This is a genomic window from Streptomyces sp. NPDC021622 (genome assembly GCF_040640795.1).
In the GTDB taxonomy this organism is placed as follows: domain Bacteria; phylum Actinomycetota; class Actinomycetes; order Streptomycetales; family Streptomycetaceae; genus Streptomyces.
Map to the genome: position 1 here is coordinate 692,564 of NZ_JBFACK010000002.1, position 23,708 is coordinate 716,271.

Annotated in this window: 16 protein-coding genes; 12 read left to right on the forward strand and 4 right to left on the reverse strand. The window is 69.0% G+C overall.

Annotated elements, in window-relative coordinates; translation table 11 throughout:
* Positions 1 to 52: 52 nt before the first annotated feature.
* The 4 genes from AB0G47_RS07310 to AB0G47_RS07325 all read left to right on the forward strand — a co-directional run bounded on the left by AB0G47_RS07310 (position 53) and on the right by AB0G47_RS07325 (position 10,643).
* The gene (locus tag AB0G47_RS07310; protein WP_360764989.1) at positions 53 to 7,987 is read left to right on the forward strand and encodes an amino acid adenylation domain-containing protein; all 7,935 of its coding nucleotides are present in this window, start codon (positions 53 to 55) and stop codon (positions 7,985 to 7,987) included.
* A gap of 115 nt (positions 7,988 to 8,102) precedes the next feature.
* Entirely contained in the window at positions 8,103 to 8,357 is a 255-nt protein-coding gene (locus AB0G47_RS07315; protein WP_266871734.1) for an acyl carrier protein, read from the forward strand.
* Positions 8,354 to 9,544, forward strand: coding sequence for an acyl-CoA dehydrogenase family protein (locus AB0G47_RS07320; RefSeq protein ID WP_360764993.1), 1,191 nt, complete (start codon positions 8,354 to 8,356; stop codon positions 9,542 to 9,544). The genes AB0G47_RS07315 and AB0G47_RS07320 overlap by 4 nt, the downstream gene beginning before the upstream one ends.
* Positions 9,534 to 10,643, forward strand: coding sequence for an HAD-IIIC family phosphatase (locus AB0G47_RS07325; protein ID WP_360764995.1), 1,110 nt, complete (start codon positions 9,534 to 9,536; stop codon positions 10,641 to 10,643). Before AB0G47_RS07320 ends, AB0G47_RS07325 begins: the two co-directional genes overlap by 11 nt.
* A gap of 76 nt (positions 10,644 to 10,719) precedes the next feature.
* On the opposite strand, the gene AB0G47_RS07330 is transcribed toward AB0G47_RS07325, so the two are convergent.
* Positions 10,720 to 11,307 (reverse strand): cupin, encoded by a 588-nt coding sequence (locus tag AB0G47_RS07330; RefSeq protein WP_266871731.1) that lies wholly within the window; start codon positions 11,305 to 11,307, stop codon positions 10,720 to 10,722.
* An 870-nt stretch (positions 11,308 to 12,177) separates the two neighbouring features.
* On the opposite strand from AB0G47_RS07330, the gene AB0G47_RS07335 reads away from it, so the two are divergent.
* From AB0G47_RS07335 to AB0G47_RS07370, 8 genes are all read left to right on the forward strand, one after another.
* A complete protein-coding gene (locus tag AB0G47_RS07335) occupies positions 12,178 to 13,704 on the forward strand; it encodes an aminotransferase class V-fold PLP-dependent enzyme (protein ID WP_360764999.1) in 1,527 nt (508 codons plus the stop codon).
* 12 nt (positions 13,705 to 13,716) lie between these two features.
* The gene (locus AB0G47_RS07340; protein ID WP_360765002.1) at positions 13,717 to 15,291 is read left to right on the forward strand and encodes a hypothetical protein; all 1,575 of its coding nucleotides are present in this window, start codon (positions 13,717 to 13,719) and stop codon (positions 15,289 to 15,291) included.
* Between the two features lie 52 nt (positions 15,292 to 15,343).
* A complete protein-coding gene (locus tag AB0G47_RS07345) occupies positions 15,344 to 15,904 on the forward strand; it encodes a hypothetical protein (protein WP_360765005.1) in 561 nt (186 codons plus the stop codon).
* A gap of 49 nt (positions 15,905 to 15,953) precedes the next feature.
* Entirely contained in the window at positions 15,954 to 16,766 is an 813-nt protein-coding gene (locus AB0G47_RS07350) for a hypothetical protein (protein ID WP_360765008.1), read from the forward strand.
* Positions 16,767 to 16,793: 27 nt separating this feature from the next.
* A complete protein-coding gene (locus tag AB0G47_RS07355; protein WP_360765011.1) occupies positions 16,794 to 17,225 on the forward strand; it encodes a hypothetical protein in 432 nt (143 codons plus the stop codon).
* A gap of 36 nt (positions 17,226 to 17,261) precedes the next feature.
* Positions 17,262 to 17,816 (forward strand): hypothetical protein, encoded by a 555-nt coding sequence (locus AB0G47_RS07360; RefSeq protein WP_360765014.1) that lies wholly within the window; start codon positions 17,262 to 17,264, stop codon positions 17,814 to 17,816.
* A 134-nt stretch (positions 17,817 to 17,950) separates the two neighbouring features.
* Positions 17,951 to 19,693, forward strand: coding sequence for a CotH kinase family protein (locus AB0G47_RS07365; RefSeq protein ID WP_360765017.1), 1,743 nt, complete (start codon positions 17,951 to 17,953; stop codon positions 19,691 to 19,693).
* Positions 19,690 to 20,664, forward strand: coding sequence for a hypothetical protein (locus AB0G47_RS07370; RefSeq protein ID WP_360765020.1), 975 nt, complete (start codon positions 19,690 to 19,692; stop codon positions 20,662 to 20,664). Before AB0G47_RS07365 ends, AB0G47_RS07370 begins: the two co-directional genes overlap by 4 nt.
* 67 nt (positions 20,665 to 20,731) lie before the next feature.
* Here the strand turns inward: AB0G47_RS07370 and AB0G47_RS07375 are convergent, their stop codons facing one another.
* From AB0G47_RS07375 to AB0G47_RS07385, 3 genes are all read right to left on the reverse strand, one after another.
* Positions 20,732 to 21,424, reverse strand: coding sequence for a GntR family transcriptional regulator (locus tag AB0G47_RS07375; RefSeq protein WP_360765023.1), 693 nt, complete (start codon positions 21,422 to 21,424; stop codon positions 20,732 to 20,734).
* A gap of 67 nt (positions 21,425 to 21,491) precedes the next feature.
* Positions 21,492 to 22,493: a proline racemase family protein gene (locus tag AB0G47_RS07380; RefSeq protein WP_360765026.1), complete on the reverse strand. Its 1,002-nt coding sequence runs from the start codon at positions 22,491 to 22,493 to the stop codon at positions 21,492 to 21,494.
* A 55-nt stretch (positions 22,494 to 22,548) separates the two neighbouring features.
* The gene (locus AB0G47_RS07385) at positions 22,549 to 23,475 is read right to left on the reverse strand and encodes a dihydrodipicolinate synthase family protein (RefSeq protein WP_360765028.1); all 927 of its coding nucleotides are present in this window, start codon (positions 23,473 to 23,475) and stop codon (positions 22,549 to 22,551) included.
* Positions 23,476 to 23,708: the final 233 nt, after the last annotated feature.

Consider the following 23,708-nt stretch of genomic DNA (forward strand, 5'->3'; position numbering starts at 1 on the left):
GTGACCGGGCCCGGGTTCAAGTCGCTGCGGGGGGCGTGGGGTGCCGGATCCCATGGATGAACAATGGCCGTTGACGGCGGCTCAGTTGGGTGTCTGGTTCGCCGGTTCGCTGGGGCCTGGCGGCTCGGTGTACAACGTCGGCGAGCAGGTCGAGATCCACGGGCCGATCGTGCCCGATATTCTCGAGCGAGCACATCGGATTGTTCTCGACGAGGCAGAGACGCTGCGGTTCACGATCGCCGACGGTCCCGGCCCAACCGGTGATCCGGAAGCCTCGGACGGTCCGTTCCAGGTGCGCCGGGACGCTCAAGTGCCGGTACGTCGCCTCGACTTCAGCGCGGATGCGAACCCGCGGGAAGCGGCCGAGGCATGGCTGCGGTCGGACATGGACACCGCGTTCGACCTGGTCCAAGGGCCGTTGTACGCCCCCGCGCTGCTCACCGTCGGCCCGAACTCCCATATTCTTTACAGCCGTTACCATCACGTCGTCATGGACGCGTGGAGTTCCGCGCTGATCACCCGCCGTACCGCCCAGGTCTACTCGGCCATGGTCACCGATCAACCGGACCACGGAACTCCGTTTCCCCCCTTCCGAACCCTGCTGGAACGCGAGGGCAGTTATCGCGGTTCAGAGGAGCAGGAAACCGACCGCCGATACTGGCTCAAGCGACTCCGTAACGCCCCTGCTCCGGTCAGTCTGTCCGACCGGCCGTACAGCAGGCCCACAGAAATTCTCCGGCAGCGCACCACGCTCGACGCGCATCTTGCGGACACGTTGCGTTCCGCGGCCGCTCAACTCGGCGTCAACTGGTCGGTATTGGCCGTTGTGGCAACAGCCGCCTATGTGGGCGCGGTCACCGGAGAGAGCACGGTATCCGTCGGACTTCCCGTCTCGGGACGTCTGGACGAGGACGAGCGCAATACACCGGGAATGGCGGTCAATGTCGTTCCGCTGCACATCGCGGTGGGGCCCGAACTGCCTTTGTCCAAGGTCGCAAAGCAGGTCTGGGCCCAGACGACCCGTGCGGCCAGGCACAGCAGATATCGAATGGAGGATCTGCGCCGTGAACTCGCCTGGACGACGGGCGCCGGCCTCCCCTATGGACCCGTCGTCAATGTCATGGCATTCGACTACGACATCGACTTCGGCGGCCACCGGGCCAGAGCGAGCAGCATCTCGCGACGCTACACCGACGACTTCTCCATAGCCTTCCACGAGGGTGAGCGCGAAGGCTCCATAGAGGCGCACTTCGACGCGAACAACCAGATGTACAGCCAGGAGGAACTCGACGCCCATGTCGAGAGATTCCTCCTCTTCCTGGGACGAATGGCGAATGCCGGACCGGACCAGCGGGTGGGCTCGCTGAGCCTGCTGACCGCCGCCGAGCGGGCGTCCGTGCTGGGGGCGTGGAGCGGCTCAGCGGAGGCGGAGGCTGGGGCGGGGGCGGGGGCGGGGGCGCCGGTGGGTACGGTGCCCGCCCTCTTCGAGGAGCGGGTCGCCGGGGCGCCGGATGCCGCGGCCGTGTTGTCCGCGGGCGATGAAGTGGCGTTCACCTATGTCGAGTTGAATGCTCGGGCGAACCGCCTGGCGCGGCTGCTCGTGGAGCGGGGCGTGGGGCCGGAGCAGGTCGTGGCTCTTGCGCTGCCTCGGTCTCCGGAGCTGGTGGTCGCCGTTCTGGCCGTACTGAAGGCGGGTGCGGCGTATCTGCCGATCGACACCGCCTATCCGGTGGAGCGGATCGGGTTCATGCTCCGGGATGCCGGACCGAGCGTGGTCCTTGCGGACTCGGCCTCGGTGGGACTGCTGCCGCAGGAGGGTGTCACTGCGCTGGTCTTAAACGGTGTGGGGGTCGAGGAGCGGCTCGCTGGACTGTCGGCCGCTGACCTGAGCGACGCGGACCGGGTGGCGCCTCTGGTTCCGGACCACCCCGCGTACGTCATCTACACCTCCGGATCGACCGGCGTACCCAAGGGCGTCGTCGCCCACCACGCTGGGCTGGTCAACCTCGCCCTCGCGCAGAGCGAGCAGTGGCAGATCGACACCCACAGCCGTGTCCTGCAGTTCGCATCGCCCAGCTTCGACGCCGCCGCCTCCGAGATCTTCACCGCCCTCCTCTCGGGCGGCGCCCTCGTGACCGCCGATGCGGAGCAGTTGGCGCCGGGAGCGGCCCTGGCGGCGGTGTTGCGCGACGCGAGCGTCAGCCACTGCACGCTGCCACCGTCCGCGCTGCCTCTCCTGGAGGTTGCGGATGTGCCGCAGTCGATGACGCTGGTGGTGGCGGGCGAGGCCTGCGGGCCCGACGCGGTCGAGCGCTGGTCCGCAGGGCGACAGATGATCAATGCGTACGGGCCGTCGGAGACGACGGTCTGCGCCACGATGAGCGAGCCCCTGTCGGGCGCCGTCGTGCCGCCCATCGGCCACCCGATCGCGAACGTACGGGTGTATGTGCTGAATGCAGGGCTAGCACCTGTACCTCCCGGTGTTCCTGGTGAGTTGTACGTCGCCGGGGCAGGCGTCGCGCGCGGCTACCTGGGACGGCCGGGGCTGACCGGCCAGCGATTCGTCGCCGATCCCTACGGGCCGCCCGGCACCCGCATGTACCGCACCGGTGACCTCGCCCGCTGGAATCCCGACGGCACCCTGCAGTTCCTGGGCCGGGCGGACGACCAAGTGAAGCTGCGCGGCTTCCGCATCGAACTCGGCGAGATCGAGGCCGCGTTGACGGCCGCCCCGGGAGTCGTCGGCGCCGTCGCCGTCATCCGTGAGGACCGGCCCGGTGACCACCGCCTCGTCGGATACGTCGTACCCGAGAACAACAGTCATGGCGTGGATACCGTCGCCATCCGAACCCTCCTGGCCGACCGGCTCCCCGACTACATGGTCCCCGCAGCCGTCGTCACGGTCACGGAGCTCCCCCTCACCCCCAACGGGAAGCTCGACCGCAAGGCACTCCCCGCACCCGATTACAGCAGCGGCAACGGACCCTCCCGCGCCCCGCGCGATGCACGCGAGGAGATCCTTGCCGGGCTCTTCGCCGAGGTGCTTGGGCTTGAGTCGAGTCAGGTGAGTGTGGAGGACGACTTCTTCACGCTGGGCGGGCACTCCCTGCTCGCGATGCGGCTGATCGGCCGAATACGGGCGGTGCTGGGAACGGACCTGGCGATACGGGACCTGTTCACCGCACCCACCATCGCGACCCTGGCACGAACCCTCGACACCGGCACAGACGCCACTAGCCGCCCCGCGCTGCTCCCGGCCACCACCCGCCCGCAGCCGATACCCCTCTCCTTCGCCCAGCGCCGCCTCTGGTTCCTCTACCGCCTCGAAGGCCCCAGCCCCACGTACAACGTCCCCGTCGTACTCCGCCTCACCGGCCCTCTGGACGCGGACGCCTTGCAGGCCGCGCTAGGTGATGTCGTCGAACGCCACGAGGCCCTGCGCACCGTCTTCCCCGACGTCGACGGCCAGCCGCACCAGCACATCTGCCCGGCCGCCGAGGCCCGCCCCGACCTCACCGTCGAGACGATCGACGAGGCCGACCTCACCACCGCCATCGACCAAGCCGTGCGCCACAGCTTCGACCTCGCCACCGAACTGCCCCTGCGGGCCCGCCTGTTCAGCCTGGGTGAAGACGAGCACGTACTCGTCCTGACCATCCATCACATCGCCGGTGACGGCTGGTCCATGGGGCCTCTGGCCCGCGACCTCAGCACCGCCTACGCCGCCCGCCGCGACGGCCACACCCCGGCCTGGACTCCCCTCCCGGTCCAATACGCCGACTACACCCTCTGGCAGCGGGAGTTGCTCGGCGACGAGGGCGACCCGGACAGCCTCCTTGCCTCCCAGGCCGCCTACTGGCGTGAGGCTCTCGCCGGACTCCCCGAGCGCCTCGAACTGCCCACCGACCACCCTTACCCCGAGCAGGCCGGATACGAGGGCGCATCCCTCCCCGTACATGTCGACGCCGAACTGCACCAGGCCCTGACCGCACTGGCCCGCTCGACCCAGACCACCGTCTTCATGGTGCTCCAAGCCGCCATCGGCGTCCTGTTGCACCGACTCGGGGCCGGCACCGACATTCCCATCGGCACCCCCGTCGCCGGACGCAGCGAAGACGAACTCGACGACCTGGTGGGCTTCTTCGTCAACACCCTCGTCCTGCGCACCGACCTCACCGGCGACCCCACCTTCACCGAGCTCCTCGACCGCGTACGCGAGAGGAACCTCAACGCCTACGCCCACCAGGACATCCCCTTCGAAAGCCTCGTCGAGGCCGTCAACCCCACGCGCTCCCTCGCCCACCACCCCCTCTTCCAGGTCACGCTGGCGTTCAACAACACCCCTCCCACCAGCGTGAACTTCCCTGCGGTGGAGGCCGTTCGGGAGTTCGCCGACGTTCAGGCCGCCCGGATGGACCTCACGGTCAACCTCGCCGAGCGGCACGGCGACGACGGGGCCCCGGACGGCATCGCCGGTGTGCTCACGTACCGCACCGACCTGTTCGAGCCGGGCACGGCGACCGCGCTGGTGGAGCGGCTGCTCCGCGTGCTGCGCGCCGTCGCGGACAACCCCGGCGGTCGCGTCGCCGCGGTCGGCGTCCTGTCCGACGGCGAACGGCACCAGCTCATCGACCGATGGAACGACACGGCCGCGCCCGTACCTTCCGGCACGGTCACGGAACTGTTCCAGGCACAGGCCCACGCCACGCCCGACGCGACCGCGCTGATCACCGACGGCGCCGCCCACACCTCGTACGCGGAACTCAACACCCGCGCCAACCAGTTGGCCCGGATCCTGATCGAACGCGATGTCGGGCCGGAACACGTCGTCGCCCTCGCACTGCCCCGATCGCCCCGGCTCATCGTCGCCGTGCTGGCCGTGCTCAAGGCGGGCGCCGCCTACCTGCCGATCGACACCGGGTATCCCGTCGACCGCATCCGCTTCATGGTCCGGGACGCGCGCCCCACCCTCGTCCTGACCGATACCGATACCGATACCGATACCGACACCACCACCGACGGCCTCTGGGCCGACGGCACCCCCGTCCTCCGCCTCGACGACCCGGCCGTCCAGGCCCAGTTGGCCCGACTCGACGCGAGCGATGCGACCGATCCGGCCACCGCAGCCCACCCCGAAAGCCCGGCATACGTCATCTACACCTCGGGGTCGACCGGCGTACCGAAAGGCGTCGTCGCCCATCACGCTGGGCTGGTGAACCTCGCCCTCGCGCAGAGCGAGCAGTGGCAGATCGGACCGCGGAGCCGTGTGCTGCAGTTCGCGTCGCCCAGCTTCGACGCCGCCGCCTCGGAAATCTTCACCGCCCTGCTCTCGGGCGGCGCACTCGTCCTGGCAGGTGCCGAGCGCCTGATGCCCGGTGAGGCCCTCGGCCGTGTGGCGCGGGACGCGGGAGTGACGCACTGCACGCTGCCGCCGTCCGCCCTGAACGTGCTCGACGTGGCGGATGTGCCGCAGTCGATGACGCTGGTCGTGGCGGGCGAGGCCTGCGGGCCCGATGCGGTCGAGCGCTGGTCCGCAGGGCGTCAGATGATCAACGCGTACGGGCCGTCGGAGACGACGGTCTGCGCCACGATGAGCGAGCCCCTGACGGGCGCCGTCGTGCCGCCCATCGGCCGGCCCATCGCGAACGTACGCACGTATGTACTGGACGCGGGGCTCTCCCCCGTACCGCCCGGTGTTCCCGGTGAGCTGTACGTCGCCGGGGCAGGCGTCGCGCGCGGCTACCTGGGACGGCCGGGGCTGACCGGTCAGCGCTTCGTCGCCGATCCGTACGGGCCGCCCGGCACCCGCATGTACCGGACCGGTGACCTCGCCCGCTGGAATCCCGACGGCACCCTGCAGTTCCTGGGCCGGGCGGACGACCAGGTCAAGCTGCGCGGCTTCCGCATCGAACTCGGCGAGATCGAGGCCGCGTTGAAGGGCTGCCCTGGAGTCGCCGGCGCTGCCGCCGTCATCCGCGAGGACCGGCCCGGCGACCGCCGCCTCGTCGGATACGTCGTACCCGAGAACAACAGTCACGGCGTGGATACCGTCGCCATCCGAAACCTCCTGGCCGACCGGCTCCCCGACTACATGGTCCCCGCAGCCGTCGTCCCCCTCCCCCAGCTCCCCCTTACCCCCAACGGAAAACTCGACCGCAAGGCACTCCCCGCACCCGACTACACGCTCGGCGCGACAAGCACCACCCGCGCCCCCAGTACCCCGGAAGAGAAGGCCCTCACCGCCCTCTACGCGGAAGTTCTCGGTCTCGACCCCGCCCGCATCGGCCTCGACGACAGCTTCTTCGCGCTCGGCGGCGACAGCATCAGCTCCATCGTCCTGGTAAGCCGGGCCCGCGAGCACGGCCTCGACATCTCGCCCCGCGACATCTTCAAGGACCAGACCCCGAAGCAACTGGCCCGTACCGCAAGGCCATTGGACGTCGGCCGCGCCCAGCCGGTGGCGGACGACGGTGTGGGCCGGGTGCCGCTGACGCCCATCATGCGGTGGCTGATCGAGCCGGGGCACTCCTTCGACACGTTCTTCCAGGCGAGGCTGGTACAGGTGCCCGCCGGTATCGGGCGCGGCCCGCTGCTGGAGGTCGTGCAGGCCCTGCTCGACCGTCACGACATGCTGCGGGCCCGTCTGACGCATGCCGGTGACGAGGGCGAGGCTGCCCTGGAGGTTCCCCGGGCCGGGGGGAAACAGGCCGACGAGGTGCTGACCCGTGTGGACTGCGCCGGCGTGAGTGCGGCCGAGCGTGAGCGGCTGATGGCCGACCATGCCCGGCAGGCGCAGGACCGCCTCGCGCCGTACGACGGGGTCATGGTGCAGGCCGTGTGGTTCGACAACGGGCCGCAGGAGTCCGGCAGGCTGCTGCTCACCGTGCACCACCTCGTGGTGGACGGCGTGTCCTGGCGCATCCTGCTGCCCGATCTCGCCGCCGCAGGGGCGGCCGTGCTCGCGGGGCGGACACCGGAGTTGGCGCCTGTGCCGACGTCCTTCAAGGGGTGGGCGGAGCGGCTCGGCGCGCTTGCTATCGACCCGGACCGCGAGGCCTCTCTCACCCACTGGACCGAGACTCTGGCGGGGGTCGAACCCGCCCTCGGGGAGCGGGAGTTGAGTTCTTCGGTCGATACGGCGGAGCAGTTGCTCTCGCTGCGTGTGACGGTGCCGGTGGAGTTGTCGGAGGCGTTGGTCGGCCGGGTGCCCGCCGCGCTGCACGCCGGCGTGGACGACGTACTCCTGACGGCTTTCGTTCTCGCGATCGCCCAATGGCGCAACGCGCGCGGTGGGCCGGGCTCATCGGGCGGCCCGGCCGGGAACTCCCTGCTGGTCGATGTCGAGGGGCACGGCAGGGAGGACGGTCTGTTCGACGGGGTCGACACCTCCCGGACGGTGGGCTGGTTCACGGCCGTGACTCCGGTACGGCTCGATCCGGGGCGGGTGTCCTGGGGCGAGCTCCGGCGGGGCGGACCGGCCGCAGGGCGGGCCCTGCAGCGGGTCAAGGAGCAGCTGCGGGCCGCGTCGGAGCTGCGTATCGACCATGGGTTGCTGCGTCATCTGAACCCGCGGACCGCGCCGGTGCTCGCCGCGCTGCCGGAACCGCAGGTGGCGTTCAACTACTTCGGGCGGCTGCCCGCAGGCGGGGCGCGCGGAGCGGGCGACTGGCAGCAGGTGGACGGTGTCCCGGCGACCGGCGGCCTCGACCGGCGGATGCGTCTGACGCATGCGCTGATGGTGAACGCGGTGACGGCCGAAGGGCCGTCGGGGCCGCAGCTGACGGCCACCTGGTCGTGGCCGCGTGACGTCCTCGCGCGCGAGGACGTGGAGCGGCTCGGTGCGGGGTGGGTCGCCCAGTTGAAGGCGCTCGCCGCGCACGCCGACGGTCCCGACACGGCCGGTCGTACGCCTTCGGACCTGTCCCTCGTGAGCCTCAGTCAGAACCAGATCAGCCGGCTCGAGAAGAAGTGGCGGGCGAAGCGGTGAGCCTCCCCGTGGCCTCCCCGGCGACCTTGCCCGTGGTCTCCCCGGTGGCCTTCTCCGTGGCCTCCCCGGCGAGTGGCGAATTCCTTGATCATGTGAGTTGGAGTGTGATGTCGCAGTGACTTCCGTATACGAGGACGAGGCCGTCCGATCCCGCGTTCTCGAGTACCTGCTGCGGTACGTGGACGACCCCTCCGAGCTGGAGGGCATGCAGCTCATCACCGGCGGGGTGCTCAACTCCCTTGCCACGGTGTCTCTCGTCGGCCACCTGGAGAAGGAGTTCGGCGTCGAGGTCGAGGACGACGACCTGGAGATCGAGAACTTCGACACGGTGGACAGCATCGTGCGGTTCGTGCAGGGGAAGCAGGCATGAGCGAGCCGCCGCCGACCGCGGAGGAGCTGGGGCGGCTGCTCCTGCCGCTTGCCGACGAGATCGATGCCGCGAGGGCGGTGCCGCCCGGGGTGATCGAGACGGTCGCCGAGTCCGGGGCGCTGGCGGCGATGGTGCCCGCCGAGTACGGCGGGCGGCCGATGAGCCATCAGGAGTACGGCGAGCTGAGCCGGGCCGTGGCGCACACATCGGCTTCGTTGCAGAGCCTGTTGACCGTGCACGGCATGGTGTGCGCGAGCCTGAGCCGCTGGGGGTCCCCGGCCGTCCGGCGGCGGCTGCTGCCGCGTCTCGCCTCCGGTGAGCTGCTCGGTGCGTTCGGCCTCACGGAGGACGGTGCGGGCAGCGACGCCCAGGCGATCGGGACGACCGCGGTGCCGGAGGAGCAGCCGGGAGATACGGAGTCCTCGCAGACGTGGTGGCGTCTGGACGGGGTGAAGCGGTGGCTGTCCTTCGGGCAGGTCGCCGGCTGTTTCCTGGTCTTCGCCAAGCACGGCGAGCGCAGTGTCGGTTTCCTCGTCCAACGGGACGACCCTGGCGTCACGGTGGTGCCGAGCCGCCCCACCAGTGGTTTCCGCAGCGCCATGCTGGCCGATCTGCGGCTGGAGGGCTGCCGGGTCCCCGCCGACCGGATGGTGGGCAGGCCGGGCTTCGGTGTGGCCCAAGTAGCGGGCAGCGCCCTTTCGTTGGGGCGGCTCTGTGTCGCGTACGGATCGCTGGGGCTCGCCGAGGCGTGCTGCGACGCGATGCTCGGCCACACCAGCGGGCGCAGGCAGTTCGGCGGCCGCCTGATCGATCTGCAGCTCGTGCGCGGCCTGATCAGTGATGCCGTGGTCGACACCGAGGCGGCGCGGCTGCTGTGCGGGCAGGCGGCGCGGGCCATGGACGTCCAGGACGGCCGGCTCATCCAGCAGGTCCTGACCGCGAAGCTGGCGGCGTCCCGCGCCGCGGGCACGGCGTCGGCGGCGGCCGCCCAACTGCACGGCGCGGTGGGCCTGGTGGACGGGGGTCCGGTGGACCGCTGGGTCCGGGACGCACGGGTCATGCAGGTCATCGAGGGCAGCACTCAGCTGCTGCAGCATCTGCTGGCCGAGGAGAGCCTGCAGAGCTTCCGGGTACGCCGCCGCGATCCTCGGTATCCGTTCACGCAAGGAGCTGATCATGTCGAGTGAGCCCGTCACGCCCGGGGAGCCGGTCGCGCCCAGCGAGCCGGCCACGCCCGATGGGCCCGTCACGCCGAGTGAGCTGGTCAAGTGTGTCGTCTGGGATCTGGACGACACCGTGTGGGACGGCGTGCTGTCCGAGGGCACCGGAGTGGAACTGCGGCCCGGCGTGCGCGAGGTCATCGACGCCCTGGACCAGCGCGGCATCCTGCAGTCGATCGTCAGCAAGAACGACGAGAAGGCGGCGCTCACCGAGCTCGAACGCCTCGGCATCCGCGACTACTTCCTGGTGCCGCACGTCTCCTGGCAGCCGAAGTCCGAGCTGGTGCGGTCCATAGCCGAGCGGCTCAACATCGGCGTCGACACGCTGATGTTCATCGACGACTCCGAATTCGAGCGCGCCGAGGTCGAGTTCGCGCTGCCGCAGGTGCGGTGCGTGGACGCCGCCGAGGTCTCCGGGCTGCTCGCGCGTCCCGAGCTGTCCCGTCCTGTGACCGCGGAGGGGCGCGGGCGCCGCGCGATGTATGTGCAGGCGGAGCAGCGGGGCGAGTACGAGAAGTCCTTCGCGGGGCCCCAGATCGAGTTCCTCAGGTCGCTGCGGATGCGGCTGACCGTCGCGGTGGCCACCCCGGAGGACCTGGAGCGCGCGGCCGAGCTGACCGAGCGTACGCACCAGCTCAACACGACCGGCCTGACGTTCTCCAAGGCGGAACTGCGCGACCTGATGGACAGGGACGACCAGACGCTCCTCGTCGCGCGCCTTGAGGACCGCTTCGGCTCGTACGGCACGATCGGTCTCACGCTGGTCGGCAGGTCGCAGTCGGAGTGGCGGATCAGGCTGTTCCTGATGTCCTGCCGCGTCATGGGGCGCAACGTCGGGGGCGCGATCCTGCGGTACCTGGCCCAGGCCGCCGATGCCGGGCAGGTGTCCCTGACCGCGGACTTCCTGCCCACCGAGGTGAACAAGCCGATGTATACGGTCTATCGGCTCGCCGGGTTCAAGAAGACCCCCGTCGAGGGTCCCGCGCAGGTGCTGCGGCTCACCCCTGGCCTGAAGCACGGCTATCCCGACTATCTGGAGCTGTCGCTGCCCGAGAGCCTCGACTAGCGGCACGGGTCCTTCCGGCCCCGCCCACGCTGTCAGGACCGCCGGTCACCGGGCGCGGTGACCGGCGGTCCTGCGTTCACAACGCCACGCGCCCCGCGATGAGTTCGTCGAAGTCGGGGAAGCTCAGCGCGATGTCGCTGCCGGTGAAGTTGCCGATCCAGCCGTCCTCCTCGTGGAAGAAGCGGATGACGGAGAACGACGGCGCGGCCCCCATGTCGAACCAGTGCTTGGTGCCGCGCGGCACGCCGAGCAGATCCCCCGCCTCGCACAGCACCGCGTGCACCTCGCTGCCGATGTGCAGGTAGAAGGCCCCCGCGCCCGCCACGAAGAACCGCACCTCGTCGTCATCGTCGTGCGTGTGCTCACTGAGAAACTTCTTGCGGGCCGCCTTCGCGTGCAGCCGCTGCCCCAGGTCCTCGCTGGGGCGCAGGCCGACGACGTCGACGGTGGCGAAGCCCTCCGCCGCCGTCAGCTCGTCGATCTCGGCGCGGTAGCCGGCGAACACCGTCTCGGAATCGGCGTCTTCGGGCACCTCGGCGCGCAGCGGCCACTGCTCGTAGCGGACCCCTGCGGGCGCAAGGACGGCGGCTATCTCCACCGGGTCGGTGGTGCGGCGTACGACGGTGTCGGGGCCGGACTCCGGCCAGGTCGTCAAAAGGGTCATGACGTACTCCTCAAGGCATCGGCAATTCCCACAGTGCACGGTATCCCGTTGATCGCTTTCCCGGTGATCGCTTTTCAGGGGGGCGGTGCGGCGGCACACCCTGGTGATCAGGCGATCGAGCGATCGGCAGCCGACAGCGCCGCGCCGCGTCCCTGCCGTCCCACGGGTCACAACGAATCAAGAAAATCCGGCCGGTTGAATTGGTAAGCAAATTTGGCGTGGCCTGAATTTCACCCACCCAGAATGAGACGCTCCCCGTCTCGGCAGTTCGGTCAACCAGGCCGTCACATGACGATGGCAAAAATCATTCGCCCTTGGTCTGCTCCATCCGCCGAATCGAAGTGCCATCCCTTGCCCGCCCTGGGAATCGTATCGCGCACCCCGGATCACGCCGTTCGGCCACTTGTCTCAAAATGGCGGACGCCTCATGACATGCGGGGTGCCGGTGAACACAGTTGTGGCCAAGAGCAATTGAAAGGCCATCAGGCGACGCGCATAGTTTTCAGACAGACCATTGAAAGAGTCACCGATCCGAAACATATGGCCCTACGGTTGCTCCACGTGGGGGGAACCACGAGGGGCATGAGGGGGGAGACGCCGATCGTGCGGGAGTGGCGCGAGAACCGGGGGGTCCGCGTCGCTCTGTAACACAAAAGGCCGTTCCTTCGAGGGGGAAGTTCCGTGCGGTCACCGCTGAACGCGGGCTGCCGGAAAGGATGTTGCTGCCCGACTTGACCAGCCGAGGCCGCCGCATCGGCATCGAAGTCCTTATGCCCATCGGCATGCTCAAAAACTCTGGAATCTGCGCAGGTTGCGTGCGCCCCACACGATCATGTCGGGCAACACAGGGACTTTCTGAAGGAGACCCTCGTGACGGAATCTCGGCCGAACAATCCCGCTTCCGAAGGGAGCGGATTACTGCTCGAAGCGTTTGACGCCCAACTGTTCCGGGAGACTTCCGAAACCGCCCTTGCGAAGCTGGAGAAACACCTTTCCGATCTGTCCATCAGGGGCCTCGAGCTGACGGATCCGGCGCTGCTCTCGCAGGCCGCGAGGGCCCTGATGACGACGGAGCGCGAGAGCGTCGCGGCGTTCGACGAGGAGAAGCTGGCAGGGATCATCGACCTGTACATCAGGACCGGCATCCAGGTGCACTCGCCCGGATACATGGGCCGGCAGTTCTCGGGCGTCGTACCGCTCGCGGGCGTCATCGACTTCGTGAGCTCGGTGATCAACCAGCCGGCGTCGTTCTACGAGGCGGCCCAGCTGCCCAACGTGGTCGAGCGGATCATGGCCGACGAGCTGAACCGGTTCATCGGCTACGACCCGGCTCGATTCACCATGGTGACCACGTCAGGGGGGTCGCTTGCCAACCTCACCGCGCTGCTGGCGGCCCGGAACCAGAAGCTGCCCGGATTCTGGGCGCACGGCGGCTCCGCCGTGCGCGGCCAGCCGAGGCCCGCCATCGCGGTGGGCGCGGACGTGCACTACAGCGTCGCTCGCGCGGCCGGCGTGATGGGCATCGGCGAGGCGCAGCTCGTGCGCCTTCCGCTCAACTCGCAGGGGCAGATCTCGGTGGCCGACGCACGCCCGGCCCTCGCCGCGGCCGAGCGGCAGAACCTGAAGGTGTTCTGCCTGGTCGCGTCGGCAGGCAGTACGTCGGTGGGGGCCTTCGACCCGATCGACGAACTGGCGGAACTGGCCCGGGAATTCAATCTCTGGCTACATGTCGACGGGGCACACGGGGCGAGCCTCCTCGTGTCGGACACCCTCCGCGAAAAACTGCGGGGAATCGAGCGTGCGGATTCGCTGACCTGGGACGCGCACAAAATGATGTTCGTGCCCGCGCCCTGCACGATGCTCTTCTACCGGGACAAGGAGACCAGCCGCACCGCGTTCCGGCAGAAGGCCAGCTATGTGTTCGACGAGGAGCCGGACATATACACGGCGTACGACAGCGGCGGCAAGAACTTCGAGTGCACGAAGCGCCCGATGATCATGACCTTGTGGACGCTCTGGGCCATGTACGGACCGGCGCTTTTCGCGGAGAAGATCGATTATCTCTGCCGGTTGACGGAGGAGGCCCACGGAATCCTGCGGGCCGATCCCGACTTCGAGACGCTGCACCGTCCCGAGGCGAACATCCTGTGCTTCCGATATCGCCCGGCGGACATCAGGAAGGAGGATGTGCACCGCCTTCAGATCGCCATCCGAAATCGCGTCAAACTCCGGGGAAACTTCTTCATCTCCAAGGTGAACATCGATGGGGTGGCCGCACTGCGCGTGGTCATGATGAACCATCAGGTCACCGACGGGCACTTCCGGATGCTGATCTCCGAGATCAGGGCCACGGGTCAGGAACTTCTCAACAGCGAACCGGGAACAGAAACAGCTTAGAGGGGACGGATGTTGAGTACATCGCACGCTCCACAGGCCACACATGTTCCACCGACCGCCACCGCACCCGGCGGCGCCACCGAACTGGCCCATTGGCTGATCCCCGACTGGGAGTTACGGCCCGAATCGGTTGAAGCAGTAACCGTACTTCCCTCGTTCGCGAGCAAACTCCAGGAATGCGAGCGCGTCTGCCAGGCTCCGTACAGCGAGGTGTCGCACGAGGTCCAGGAAGCGCTCGTGCTGCGCCGTCTGCAGCAGATGGTGAACACGGTGCTGCTCAATCCGCTCTGGCGCGAACGGCTGCGCGGCGCGGGCGCCCTCCAGGCCCCCGAGTCGTACGAGGCGTGGCAGCGCATCCCGCTGTCCGACAAGGACGTACAGCGTGACTTCTTCATGGAGTCGCGGCCCGGCATGGTCGTCCCGCTCACCCGCGGCGAGTTCGAGATCGTGGCCAGCGGCGGCACCAGCGGCGGCCGCCCGCTCGAAGTCGTCTACGCACTGCGGGAGTTGAAGGATACCTACGAGATCGCCGGGCGCTTCATGGGCGCCTACCAGCTGGCCGAGCATCTGCGCGGCAGCGATCCCAAGTGGCTGTTCACCACGCTGGCCGACTACCAGATGTGGAGCAGCGGCACCATGGTGGGCGGCGTCCTCCAGCATGTGCCGGGCGTCAACTACGTCGGCGCGGGCCCCGTGACGGCTCCCGTACTCGAGCACATGTTCTCGTACAAGGGCCCCAAGGCGCTGATGGGGATCTCCGCCGGCATCGGCATCCTGAGCGAGCTGGGCGCGGGCATGCGCCAGGAGTCCAGGGAGAGCTTCCGTGTCGCCCTGTACGGCAGCGGGGTGCTCTCGCAGCGCAAGCGGGTCGAGCTGCAGGCGCTGTACCCGAATCTGTCGATCCTCAGCTACTTCGCCGCCACCCAGGCGGAGACCATCGGTCTGCAGCTCGACGCCGCGTCGCCGTATCTGTCCGCGGTGCCGGGCCTGCACTTCATCGAGATCGTCGACGAGAACGGGCGCTGGGTCGCGGAGGGCGAGGAGGGCGAGCTCGTCGTCACCCGGCTGCACGCGCACGAGGCGCCGCTGCTCCGCCTGAAGCTGGGCGACCGGATGATCCGGCGGCCCAGGACCGAGGGCCCTGGCCTGAAGACCCAGCGGTTCGAGTTCGCGGGCCGCACCGGCGATGTGCTGCACATCAACGACAGCCAGTACTCGGCCGCGCGGGCCTATGCCTCGCTGCGCGACGAGCTGAAGGCTGCCGAAGTGGTCGACCTGGACGCGGTCGCGCACGAGGTCCAGTTCGTCAACCACCGTGAGGGCAAGCAGATCACGCTGTTCGCGTCGGTCGACGACGTGCTCGGCCTGACGTACCGGGCGGACACGACGCTCGGCCCCTACGGCCTGCAGCAGGTGTTCGTGAACGCCCTGCCACGGGCCCTTTCGCTGTTCAACCACGGAGAGGCGAACGCCGCGTCGATCGAGAAGACCGGGTACACCCTCCAGCTCAAGTTCGTGCCCAGGCTGTCCGCCGAGATCGAGCGGACCGCCGTCGGCAAGGTCCCGCTGGTGCGGGACCGCGGCTAGGCGCGGGGCACCGCGCGCAACCACCAGGTGCGCAGACAGGAGTGGAATGACCGTGAGTGGAACGAACTCGCAAGTGAACATCATCGCCGTCGTGGACGTCATCGGGGCGCTGTCGATCAAGTCGCTGCTCGACGGCAATCTCTGCATGGTGGACGACGGGGCGTTCAACAGCGCCCACCAGGGGACGCCGAATCTCGTCACCGTCGTCAGGCCCGGTCAGGTCGTCTCGTGGACCGCGCTCGCCGTGGACCTGCAGACACCGGTCGAGATCAAGAGCATCTCGTTCATGCCGGGCAACGGCCACAGCACCGCGGGTGCGCCGGGAGCGGCCGTACCCGGAACACCCCCGCAGGGCTCGGCCACCGCGGGCAGCCCCGGCGGGCCCGTTCCGAACGCCCCGGCGCCGGGTGCGCTCGGCCCGGCGACGGCCTCGGCCGGCGCCGAGCCGCACGGCGACCCGAAGAGCGCGAAGCTCGACCTCGACGTGTGGACCGGCGTGGTGCCGCACTGGATGACACGGGGCGTGCCGTACCAGTACCGGCTCGAAGTCCAGATGTACGACGGCCCCAACAGCATCATGCACATCGACTCCCCCGCGTTGATGTGCCAGTAGCGGCAGACCCGACAACGGCAAAGCCGGGAACGACGACGAAGGCGGAATCATGCCCCAACAGTTGGCGATCATCGTGCTCGTGGACGTCGGCAATGCGCTGGAGTCCAACTCGCTCGACGGCAACACCTACCTGTTCGACAACATGAAGCTCCACGGCTCCACGAACCAGGGGACCGGCGAGCTGGTCACCGCGGTCCACGGCTCGTACTGGCGCGACGGGTCGCAGGCCAGCGAGCAGGTGCTCAACTGGCTTCCCTACAGCCTCGGTTCCATCCCGCCGACCGTGCCCCGCGGCTACGAGGTCGAGCGGGCCCGGCAGAGCGACGAGCAGGCCCTCGCCGAACTGCAGGACCTCGCGGCCAAGTCCACGGTGCCGAGCGCCGACGCGGCGGCCGAGCTCAGCCGCATCCGCAGGAACGTGGGCACCCGGGTCAAGACCACGCGGCGCACCCGCGGCCGGATGTCCGGACAGAAGATCGTGGACGTCACGGGCCAGGTCGTCACCGAGGACTCCGCGGGCGCGGCCAGCTACCCGGCCCCGGTGATCACCGACATCTACGGCGAGGCCGTGGACGCGAAGATCATCTATCCGGCCGAGTACGGCTCCCCGGACATGGTGACCGACGGCTGGTACTGGGCGGCGTCGGTCGACACGTCCCGCCCGGGGACGTACTCGTACACGATGCGCATCCAGCTGCACAAACTGGCGCAGACCAACGGCGAGGTCCGGTGGGAGCCGGTGAACCTGACGTGTTCCTCGTCGGTGAGGATCACCTCGGAACCGCGGCGCAACGCCTTCACCAAGGCGGGAATCGGCCCGCTGCCCATCCCGCCGGCCCCGCGGCCCGGCCAAGGCACCTGAGCACCCCCACCGGACGAGGAGGAACACATGACCACCAAGCAGAGGCGGGAGGCCGTGGCGAAGCGGCCGATCTCCATCACCGCGGTCGTGGACGCCGTGGGCGCCCTGGCGGGCGGCAACCTTCAGGGCCACCTGTACATGTACGACACGAACAAGGCGGCCGGCTCCACCGGGTTCGCCAGCGGAGAGCTGCAGACCAAGGCCCAGCGCGGTGACCAACTCCTGTGGAACTGCCTGGCGTTGGAGTGCGAGGCGTACGTCGCCATCGACGGCATCATCATCGACAGCGAGTTCTGCGAGCCGGAGCGGAAGGTGTATCCCGGCACCGACGTCGCGTACTGGACCGGCACGGTGAAGAAGACCGCCGCGGGCCCGATCCCGTACCAGATCAAGTTCAAGCTGGGCACGAGGGACGAACCGATCACCACCACACAGGCGTCGGCCATCGTCGGCCTGTGACCGTGCAGTCATGACGGTGTACGCGAAGGAGGAACGATGACGACCAGCACGCACGGCGTCGCGCCGGAGAAGCAGAATCCCGGCCAGCTGAACTCGGTCCAGCTCAACATCGTGACGCTCATCAACATGGAGCGGGCGACGGAGACGGGCTCACTGAGCGACTCGATGTACATGATGGACAACAGCATCGGCGGCAAGGGGCAGGGCACGTCCTCGCTGGAGACGGTCTGCAAGCAAGGGCAGGTCATCAACTGGATCGTGCGGCCGATCGACATGGAGAAGCGCCCGGACGGCACCTGGCCCCCCATGCCGAAGATCAACAACATCGTGTTCCTCGACACCGAGCTGGGCGACGAGGAGGACGTGTCGGAGCGCAGGATCTTCAACGAACTGAAGATCTACGGCGGTCCGGACCGCACCCGGGACAAGTTCACGTCCGTCTACTACTACTGGGCGGGCGCGGTCAGTCCCACCGCGAGGCCCGGCCTGTACCGCTACCGGCTCGTGATGGAGCTCGAGCAGGAGCGCAAGAAGGAGAAGCTCTATCTGAACACGGCGATCCACCCGTCGATCAGGATCCTCGGCGTGTGACGCGAGCACACCTCTGAGGCCCCTCCGGCGGACGTGTTCCGCCGGAGGGGCCTCTTGGGCACAGGGCCGGTTCTCAGCCTGGCGGTCATGTGCCACCGGGCGTAGAGAGAAGAGTTCACCCCTGGGAGGCCGGCGTGGACAGGACCATCGACAAGGGAACGTTCCAGGACGCGTTCAAGAACCAGGCAGTCGTCATCTCCGGGCTGCCGCGGGGAACGGAGCAGCGGCTCGCCACGGAGGCCAACGCCACGGCGGGCCCGTCCGACGCGGCCCTGCGCACGAAGGCCGAGTTCGGCGTGCTGTACGACCTGCTGCTCGCCGAGCAGGCGGACGCGGCGGCGGACGGCCGCCTGGTGCTCCTCGGCGTGGACGGGCGGATCACCGCGATCGGGCAGCTCGTCGAGTCACTCCTCAACTCCCGTGAGAACAAAGAGGAGTTCTTCGCTCAGGACATGTATCAGGTCAAGGTCACCGGCTGGCCGCAGGGCGTACTGACCGCCGACGAGGTGATGGTGGCACCGCCGGGCGCCCGGCTGACCCTGGCCAGGAGCGCCGCCCCCGGTGACACGCTGCTCGCGACCGGTGCGTTCTCGATGGTCAACAGCGGCAACATGACGGCCCACGCGCCCAAGCGGTCCTGGAAGGTCGACCTCGAGATCGGGGAGAGCGAGGACCGGCTCTACGGCATGGAGCGGGTCAACCTCAAGGCGATGTACAACGACCCGTCGCAGATGCGCGAGGCCGTCGCCTGGCGGCTGCTCGACCGTGCGGGGATCCCCGCGGCGCAGCACACGTACGCGACGTTCTCCCTCAACGACCGCTACATGGGCCTCTATTCGGTCATCGAGCAGGTCGACAAGAAGTTCCTGAAGGACCACTTCGGCAAGAACTCCGCGGGCAACCTCTACAAGGCGTACTGCGGCGACGTCGGCTGCGCGACCCTGGAGCACCGCACCGGCACGGGCGGAGACGACGACGGCCGCCAGTACTTCACCGCGGGCAGCGTCGAGGACGACCGTACGTACCGTCTGAAGACGAACGAGGACGATCCGGCCGCCAACACGTACGACGATCTCGCCACGCTCATCCGCGCAGTGAATGGGATTCAACTGCCGGGCGGCGACGACCGGTTCACGTCCGACGCCTTCCGTGCGTCCGTCGAGGAAGTCCTGAACGTCCGCGCCTTCCTGCGCTGGGCGGGCGCCAACGTGCTGCTCGGCAGCTGGGACAACTACTTCGCCACCCCGTCGAACTACTACCTCTACAACTCGGGGCGGCTGGGCGACCCGCGGAGCTTCCTAGACCGCCCGTACTTCACGCTCATCCCCTGGGACTACGACAACAGCTCGGGCATCGACTTCTTCGGCACGCCGTGGCAGTACACGGACCTGCTCGACTGGCCCGCGATGACCCGCAATTACTGCCGGATCACGCACGCCCCGCACGAGGTCTCACACCTGCCGCTCTTCACCAATCTGCTGCGGCACCACGACTTCTGCCAGTACTACCTCGACCACCTGGAGTACCTCCTGGACACCGAGTTCGGCCCGGAGCGGGTCGCCGCGCTGATCGGCGCCGAGGGCTCGGGGCGGACCGACGGTCTGTGGCAGCTGATCTCGTCCGCCGCGTACGGGGAGTCGGAAAGCCCGCACGGACAGCCGTTCACCGGGCGGCAGTTCACCAACGACGAGGTGTATCGGGCGGCGTACCGGCAGTGGGAGCTGAGCCGGGGCTCGCAGTTCACCCACGGGATCTTCCACTACACGCGGATGCGTTACGACCACGCCCGGCAGCAGCTCGCCGAGCTGCGCAAGACCTATCCCAACGGCGCCAGCGGGGCACAGTTCCCGGGCGCGATGGAGGTGCTCCCCTCATGACCGCAGCCAACAAGAAACCGAAGAAGGCCGGGCAGAAAGCCGAGCGGAAAGCGGAGCGGAAGGCCGATGCGCCGCGCGAACTGCGCCTGGTGAAAGAGGCCAAGATCGAGGACCTCATCGGCGACGGCGCCGGCACCCGCCTTGAGGCGAGCGGCGTCCTGTACCGCGACGGCGCCTTCCTCGTCGTCTGCGACAACCTGGCCTCCTTCATCCGGATCAGCAGCGAGCTGTCGCCGAAGGCCCCCGAGAACGGTGTCCTCACCCCCAAAGGCCTGAAGGGCAAGGGCAGTTCGAGTTCAAAGGAGACCGAAGGGTACGAGGATCTCGCCCACGACGAGTTGCGCGACCACTACTTCACGCTGAGCGAGGCCGTGCCGGTCAAGCCGAAGGGCTTCCGCGCCCGCGTCCAGGAGTACGACGCGAAACTGCGCCCGACCGGCTCCTCCTTCCTGGACTTCACACTGACGGACGCCAACAAGGGCATGGAAGGCCTGGAGTGGGTCGAGCGCTCGGGCACCGGATACCTCCTCGGCCTGTGTGAGGGCAACCGCTGCGCCGGCGGCAAGGAGGGGCGGCGTCCCGGCGGCGGCCGCATCCAGGTCTTCCGGCACGGCGGCAAGCAGTGGGACCACAAGGCCACGATCCGGCTGCCCGCCTCGCTGCCCTTCGAGGACTACAGCAGCGTGTCCGTGCGCGACGACGGCAGGATCGCCGTCCTGTCGCAGGCGTCGTCCGCGCTGTGGGTCGGCCGTCTCTCGACGAAGAAATGGCAGGTGGACGAGGGCACGGTCTACCGCCTGCCCACGGACTCCAAGGGCCGCACGGTCTACGGCAACCCCGAGGGCGTGTCCTGGGTCTCGGCCGACCACGTGGTGGTCGTCTCCGACCGGGCGAAGAAGGGCGCGGCCAGCGAACGCTTCCGCGCGAAGGACCAGTCGATCCACCTGTTCCTGATCCCCGGGGCGGTCTGAATTCCCGGGGCGATCTGATGCACGAGTTCGGGGCGGCCGTTCGGGGCGGCCGTTCGGGGCGGCCGGGCTACTCGGCCGCCCACAGACCGCGCACATGACCGAGATGGCGGGTCATCACCGCGCGCACGGCCTCCTCGTCGCGGTCGAGCAGCGCGTCGAGGATCTCCAGGTGCTCCTCGGCCGACACCTCCAGACGGCCCGCGTCGACCAGCGCCTGCAGCCCGTAGAGACGGGAACGCTTGCGCAGATCGCCGACCACCTCGACCAGGTGGTCGTTGCCGGAGAGCGCGAGCAGGCCGAGGTGGAAGCGGATGTCCGCCTCGACGTACGCGATGAGGTCGCCCTTGGCGGCCGCGGTGACGATCTCCCGCGCGACCGGCCGCAGCGCCTCGAGCTCCGCGGGGTCCGCGGTGGTGGCGAGCTCCGCCGTGGTGGGGATCTCGATCAGGGCACGGATGTGCTTGTACTCGTCGAGCTGCTTGCCGGAGACCGCGGTGACCCGGAAGCCCTTGTTCGGCACCGTGTCGACGAGCCCCTCCTTGACGAGGTCGAGCATGGCCTCGCGCACCGGCGTCGCCGAGACGCCGAAGCGCACGGCGAGGGTGGGTGCGGAGTAGACCTCGCCCGCGCGCAGCTCGCCCGCGATGAGCGCGGCGCGCAGCGCGTCCGCGACCCGCTCGCGGTAGCTGCTGCGCGTCCCGCCGAGACTGGGCAGGGCCGCGGGCGCGGCGGACGGGGCACTGCTGCTCCGGTCGGTCATGGGGCCGGTCCTCCTTGGCGCAAAGTCACGCGGGTGCAATGTCACGTCCCACGAGTATCCCAACCCCCTACAGCACGAATCCCGCGGGGAAGGGATCGTCCGGGTCGAGCAGGTACTGGGCGGTGCCCGTCACCCATGCGCGCCCGGTGAAGCTGGGCAGCACGGCGGGGATGCCCGCCACTTCGGTCGTCCCCAGCAGGCGCCCGCTGAACCGCGTACCGATGAAGGACTCGTTGATGAACTCGGTGTCCAGGGGCAGTTCGCCGCGCGCGTGCAGCTGGGCCATGCGCGCGCTCGTGCCGGTGCCGCACGGCGAGCGGTCGAACCAGCCGGGGTGGATCGCCATCGCGTGCCGTGAGTGGCGGGCGGTGGCGCCGGGTGCGTAGAGGTGGACGTGGTGGCAGCCGCGGATGGAGGGGTCCTCCGGGTGCACCGGCTCGCCCTCGGCATTGATGGCATCCATCAACGCGAGCCCGGCGGCGAGGATCTCGTCCTTGCGCCCACGCTCGAAGGGAAGCCCGAACTGTTCCATGGGCAGGATCGCGTAGAAGTTGCCGCCGTAGGCCAGGTCATACGTCACCGAACGACCATCCGGCAGGGTGATCTTGCGGTCGAGACCGACGGCGAAGGACGGCACGTTCTTCAACGTGACGGCCTTCGCGGCGCCGCCCTCGACGGCGACCTCGGCGACGACGAGACCGGCCGGGGTGTCCAAACGGATCGTGGTGACCGGCTCAATCACCTCGACCATGCCGGTCTCGACGAGGACGGTGGCGACGCCGATGGTGCCGTGCCCGCACATCGGCAGATAGCCGGAGACCTCGATGTAGATGACGCCGTAGTCGCAGTCGGGCCGGGTCGGCGGCTGGAGGATCGCGCCGCTCATCGCGGAGTGCCCGCGCGGCTCGTTCATCAGGAGCTGCTTGATGTCGTCGCGGTGCTCGCGGAAGTACAGCCTGCGCTCGTTCATCGTCGCGCCGGGGACGGTGCCGATGCCGCCGGTGATCACCCGCGTCGGCATGCCCTCGGTGTGCGAGTCGACGGCGTGCAGGACGAGTTTGCTGCGCATGTCGGAAGCCTTTCGTACGTGATACGTGATACGTGAGCGGTACGGGGAAGGCGGATCAGGCGAGGCCTGCGGCGGCGGCCCGCTCGGTGGCGAGGCGCACCGCCTTCTCCTGCTCCGGAAGCAGCGCCGCGCGGGGCGGACGGCAGGGGCCGCCGTGCCGCCCGACGATGTCCATGGACAACTTGATGGCCTGCACGAACTCGGACTGCGAGTCCCAGCGCAGGAGCGGGTGAAGCTCCCGGTACAGCTCCCGTGCCGCGACAAGGTCTCCGGTCACGGCGGTGCGGTAGAGCTCGACGGAGGCGGCGGGCAGCGCGTTCGGGTAACCGGCGACCCACCCCTTGGCGCCGGCCACGGCGAGTTCGAGGAGCACATCATCGGCACCGACCAACAGGTCGAGCTCCGGGGCGAGTTCGGCGATGCGATAGGCGCGGCGGACGTCGCCGGAGAACTCCTTGACGGCGTGTACGTATCCCTCCGCGTGCAGCTTCGCGAGGAGCTCGGGCTGCAGGTCGACCTTGGTGTCGATGGGGTTGTTGTACGCCACGACCGGGATGCCCGCTTCGGCGACCTCCGCGTAGTGGGCGATGACGGAGCGCTCGTCGGCGCGGTAGGCGTTCGGCGGCAGCAGCATCACGGACGCGCACCCGGCGTCCTTGGCCTGCTCGGCCCACCGGCGCGCCTCGGCGGACCCGTAGGCGGCGACGCCGGGCATCACGCGCTCCCCGCCGACCGCCGCGACGGCGGTCTCCACGACCTTGGCGCGCTCCTCCGGGGTGAGGACCTGGTACTCACCGAGCGACCCGTTGGGCACGACACCGTCACAGCCGTTCTCGACGAGCCAGACGCAGTGCTCGGCGAACTTGCGGTAGTTCACGGAGAGATCGTCGTTCAACGGGAGGGCGGTGGCGACGAGGATGCCGTGCCAGGGGCGATGCCGGGTGGCGGTGACGGGTGTGGTGGGCGTGGTGGGCGTGCTCATGTGCGTGGTCCTCTCTTGGTGCCGTGCGGTTCTGTGGGGTGCGGGGCGGTTCGGTACGGGGGCGGGGCGTCGGTGCCGTGTGCCGTGCGGTTCCGCGCGGGGCGGTTCGGTGCGGGCGAGGGCGTCGGTGCCGTCGGCCGGGGAGGCGGGGGCAGCCACCGCCGTCGGCCGGGAGGCGGGGCGGCCACCGCCGTCGGCCAGGGGCGGGGGGGCGTCGTGTCGTCGGCCGGTGC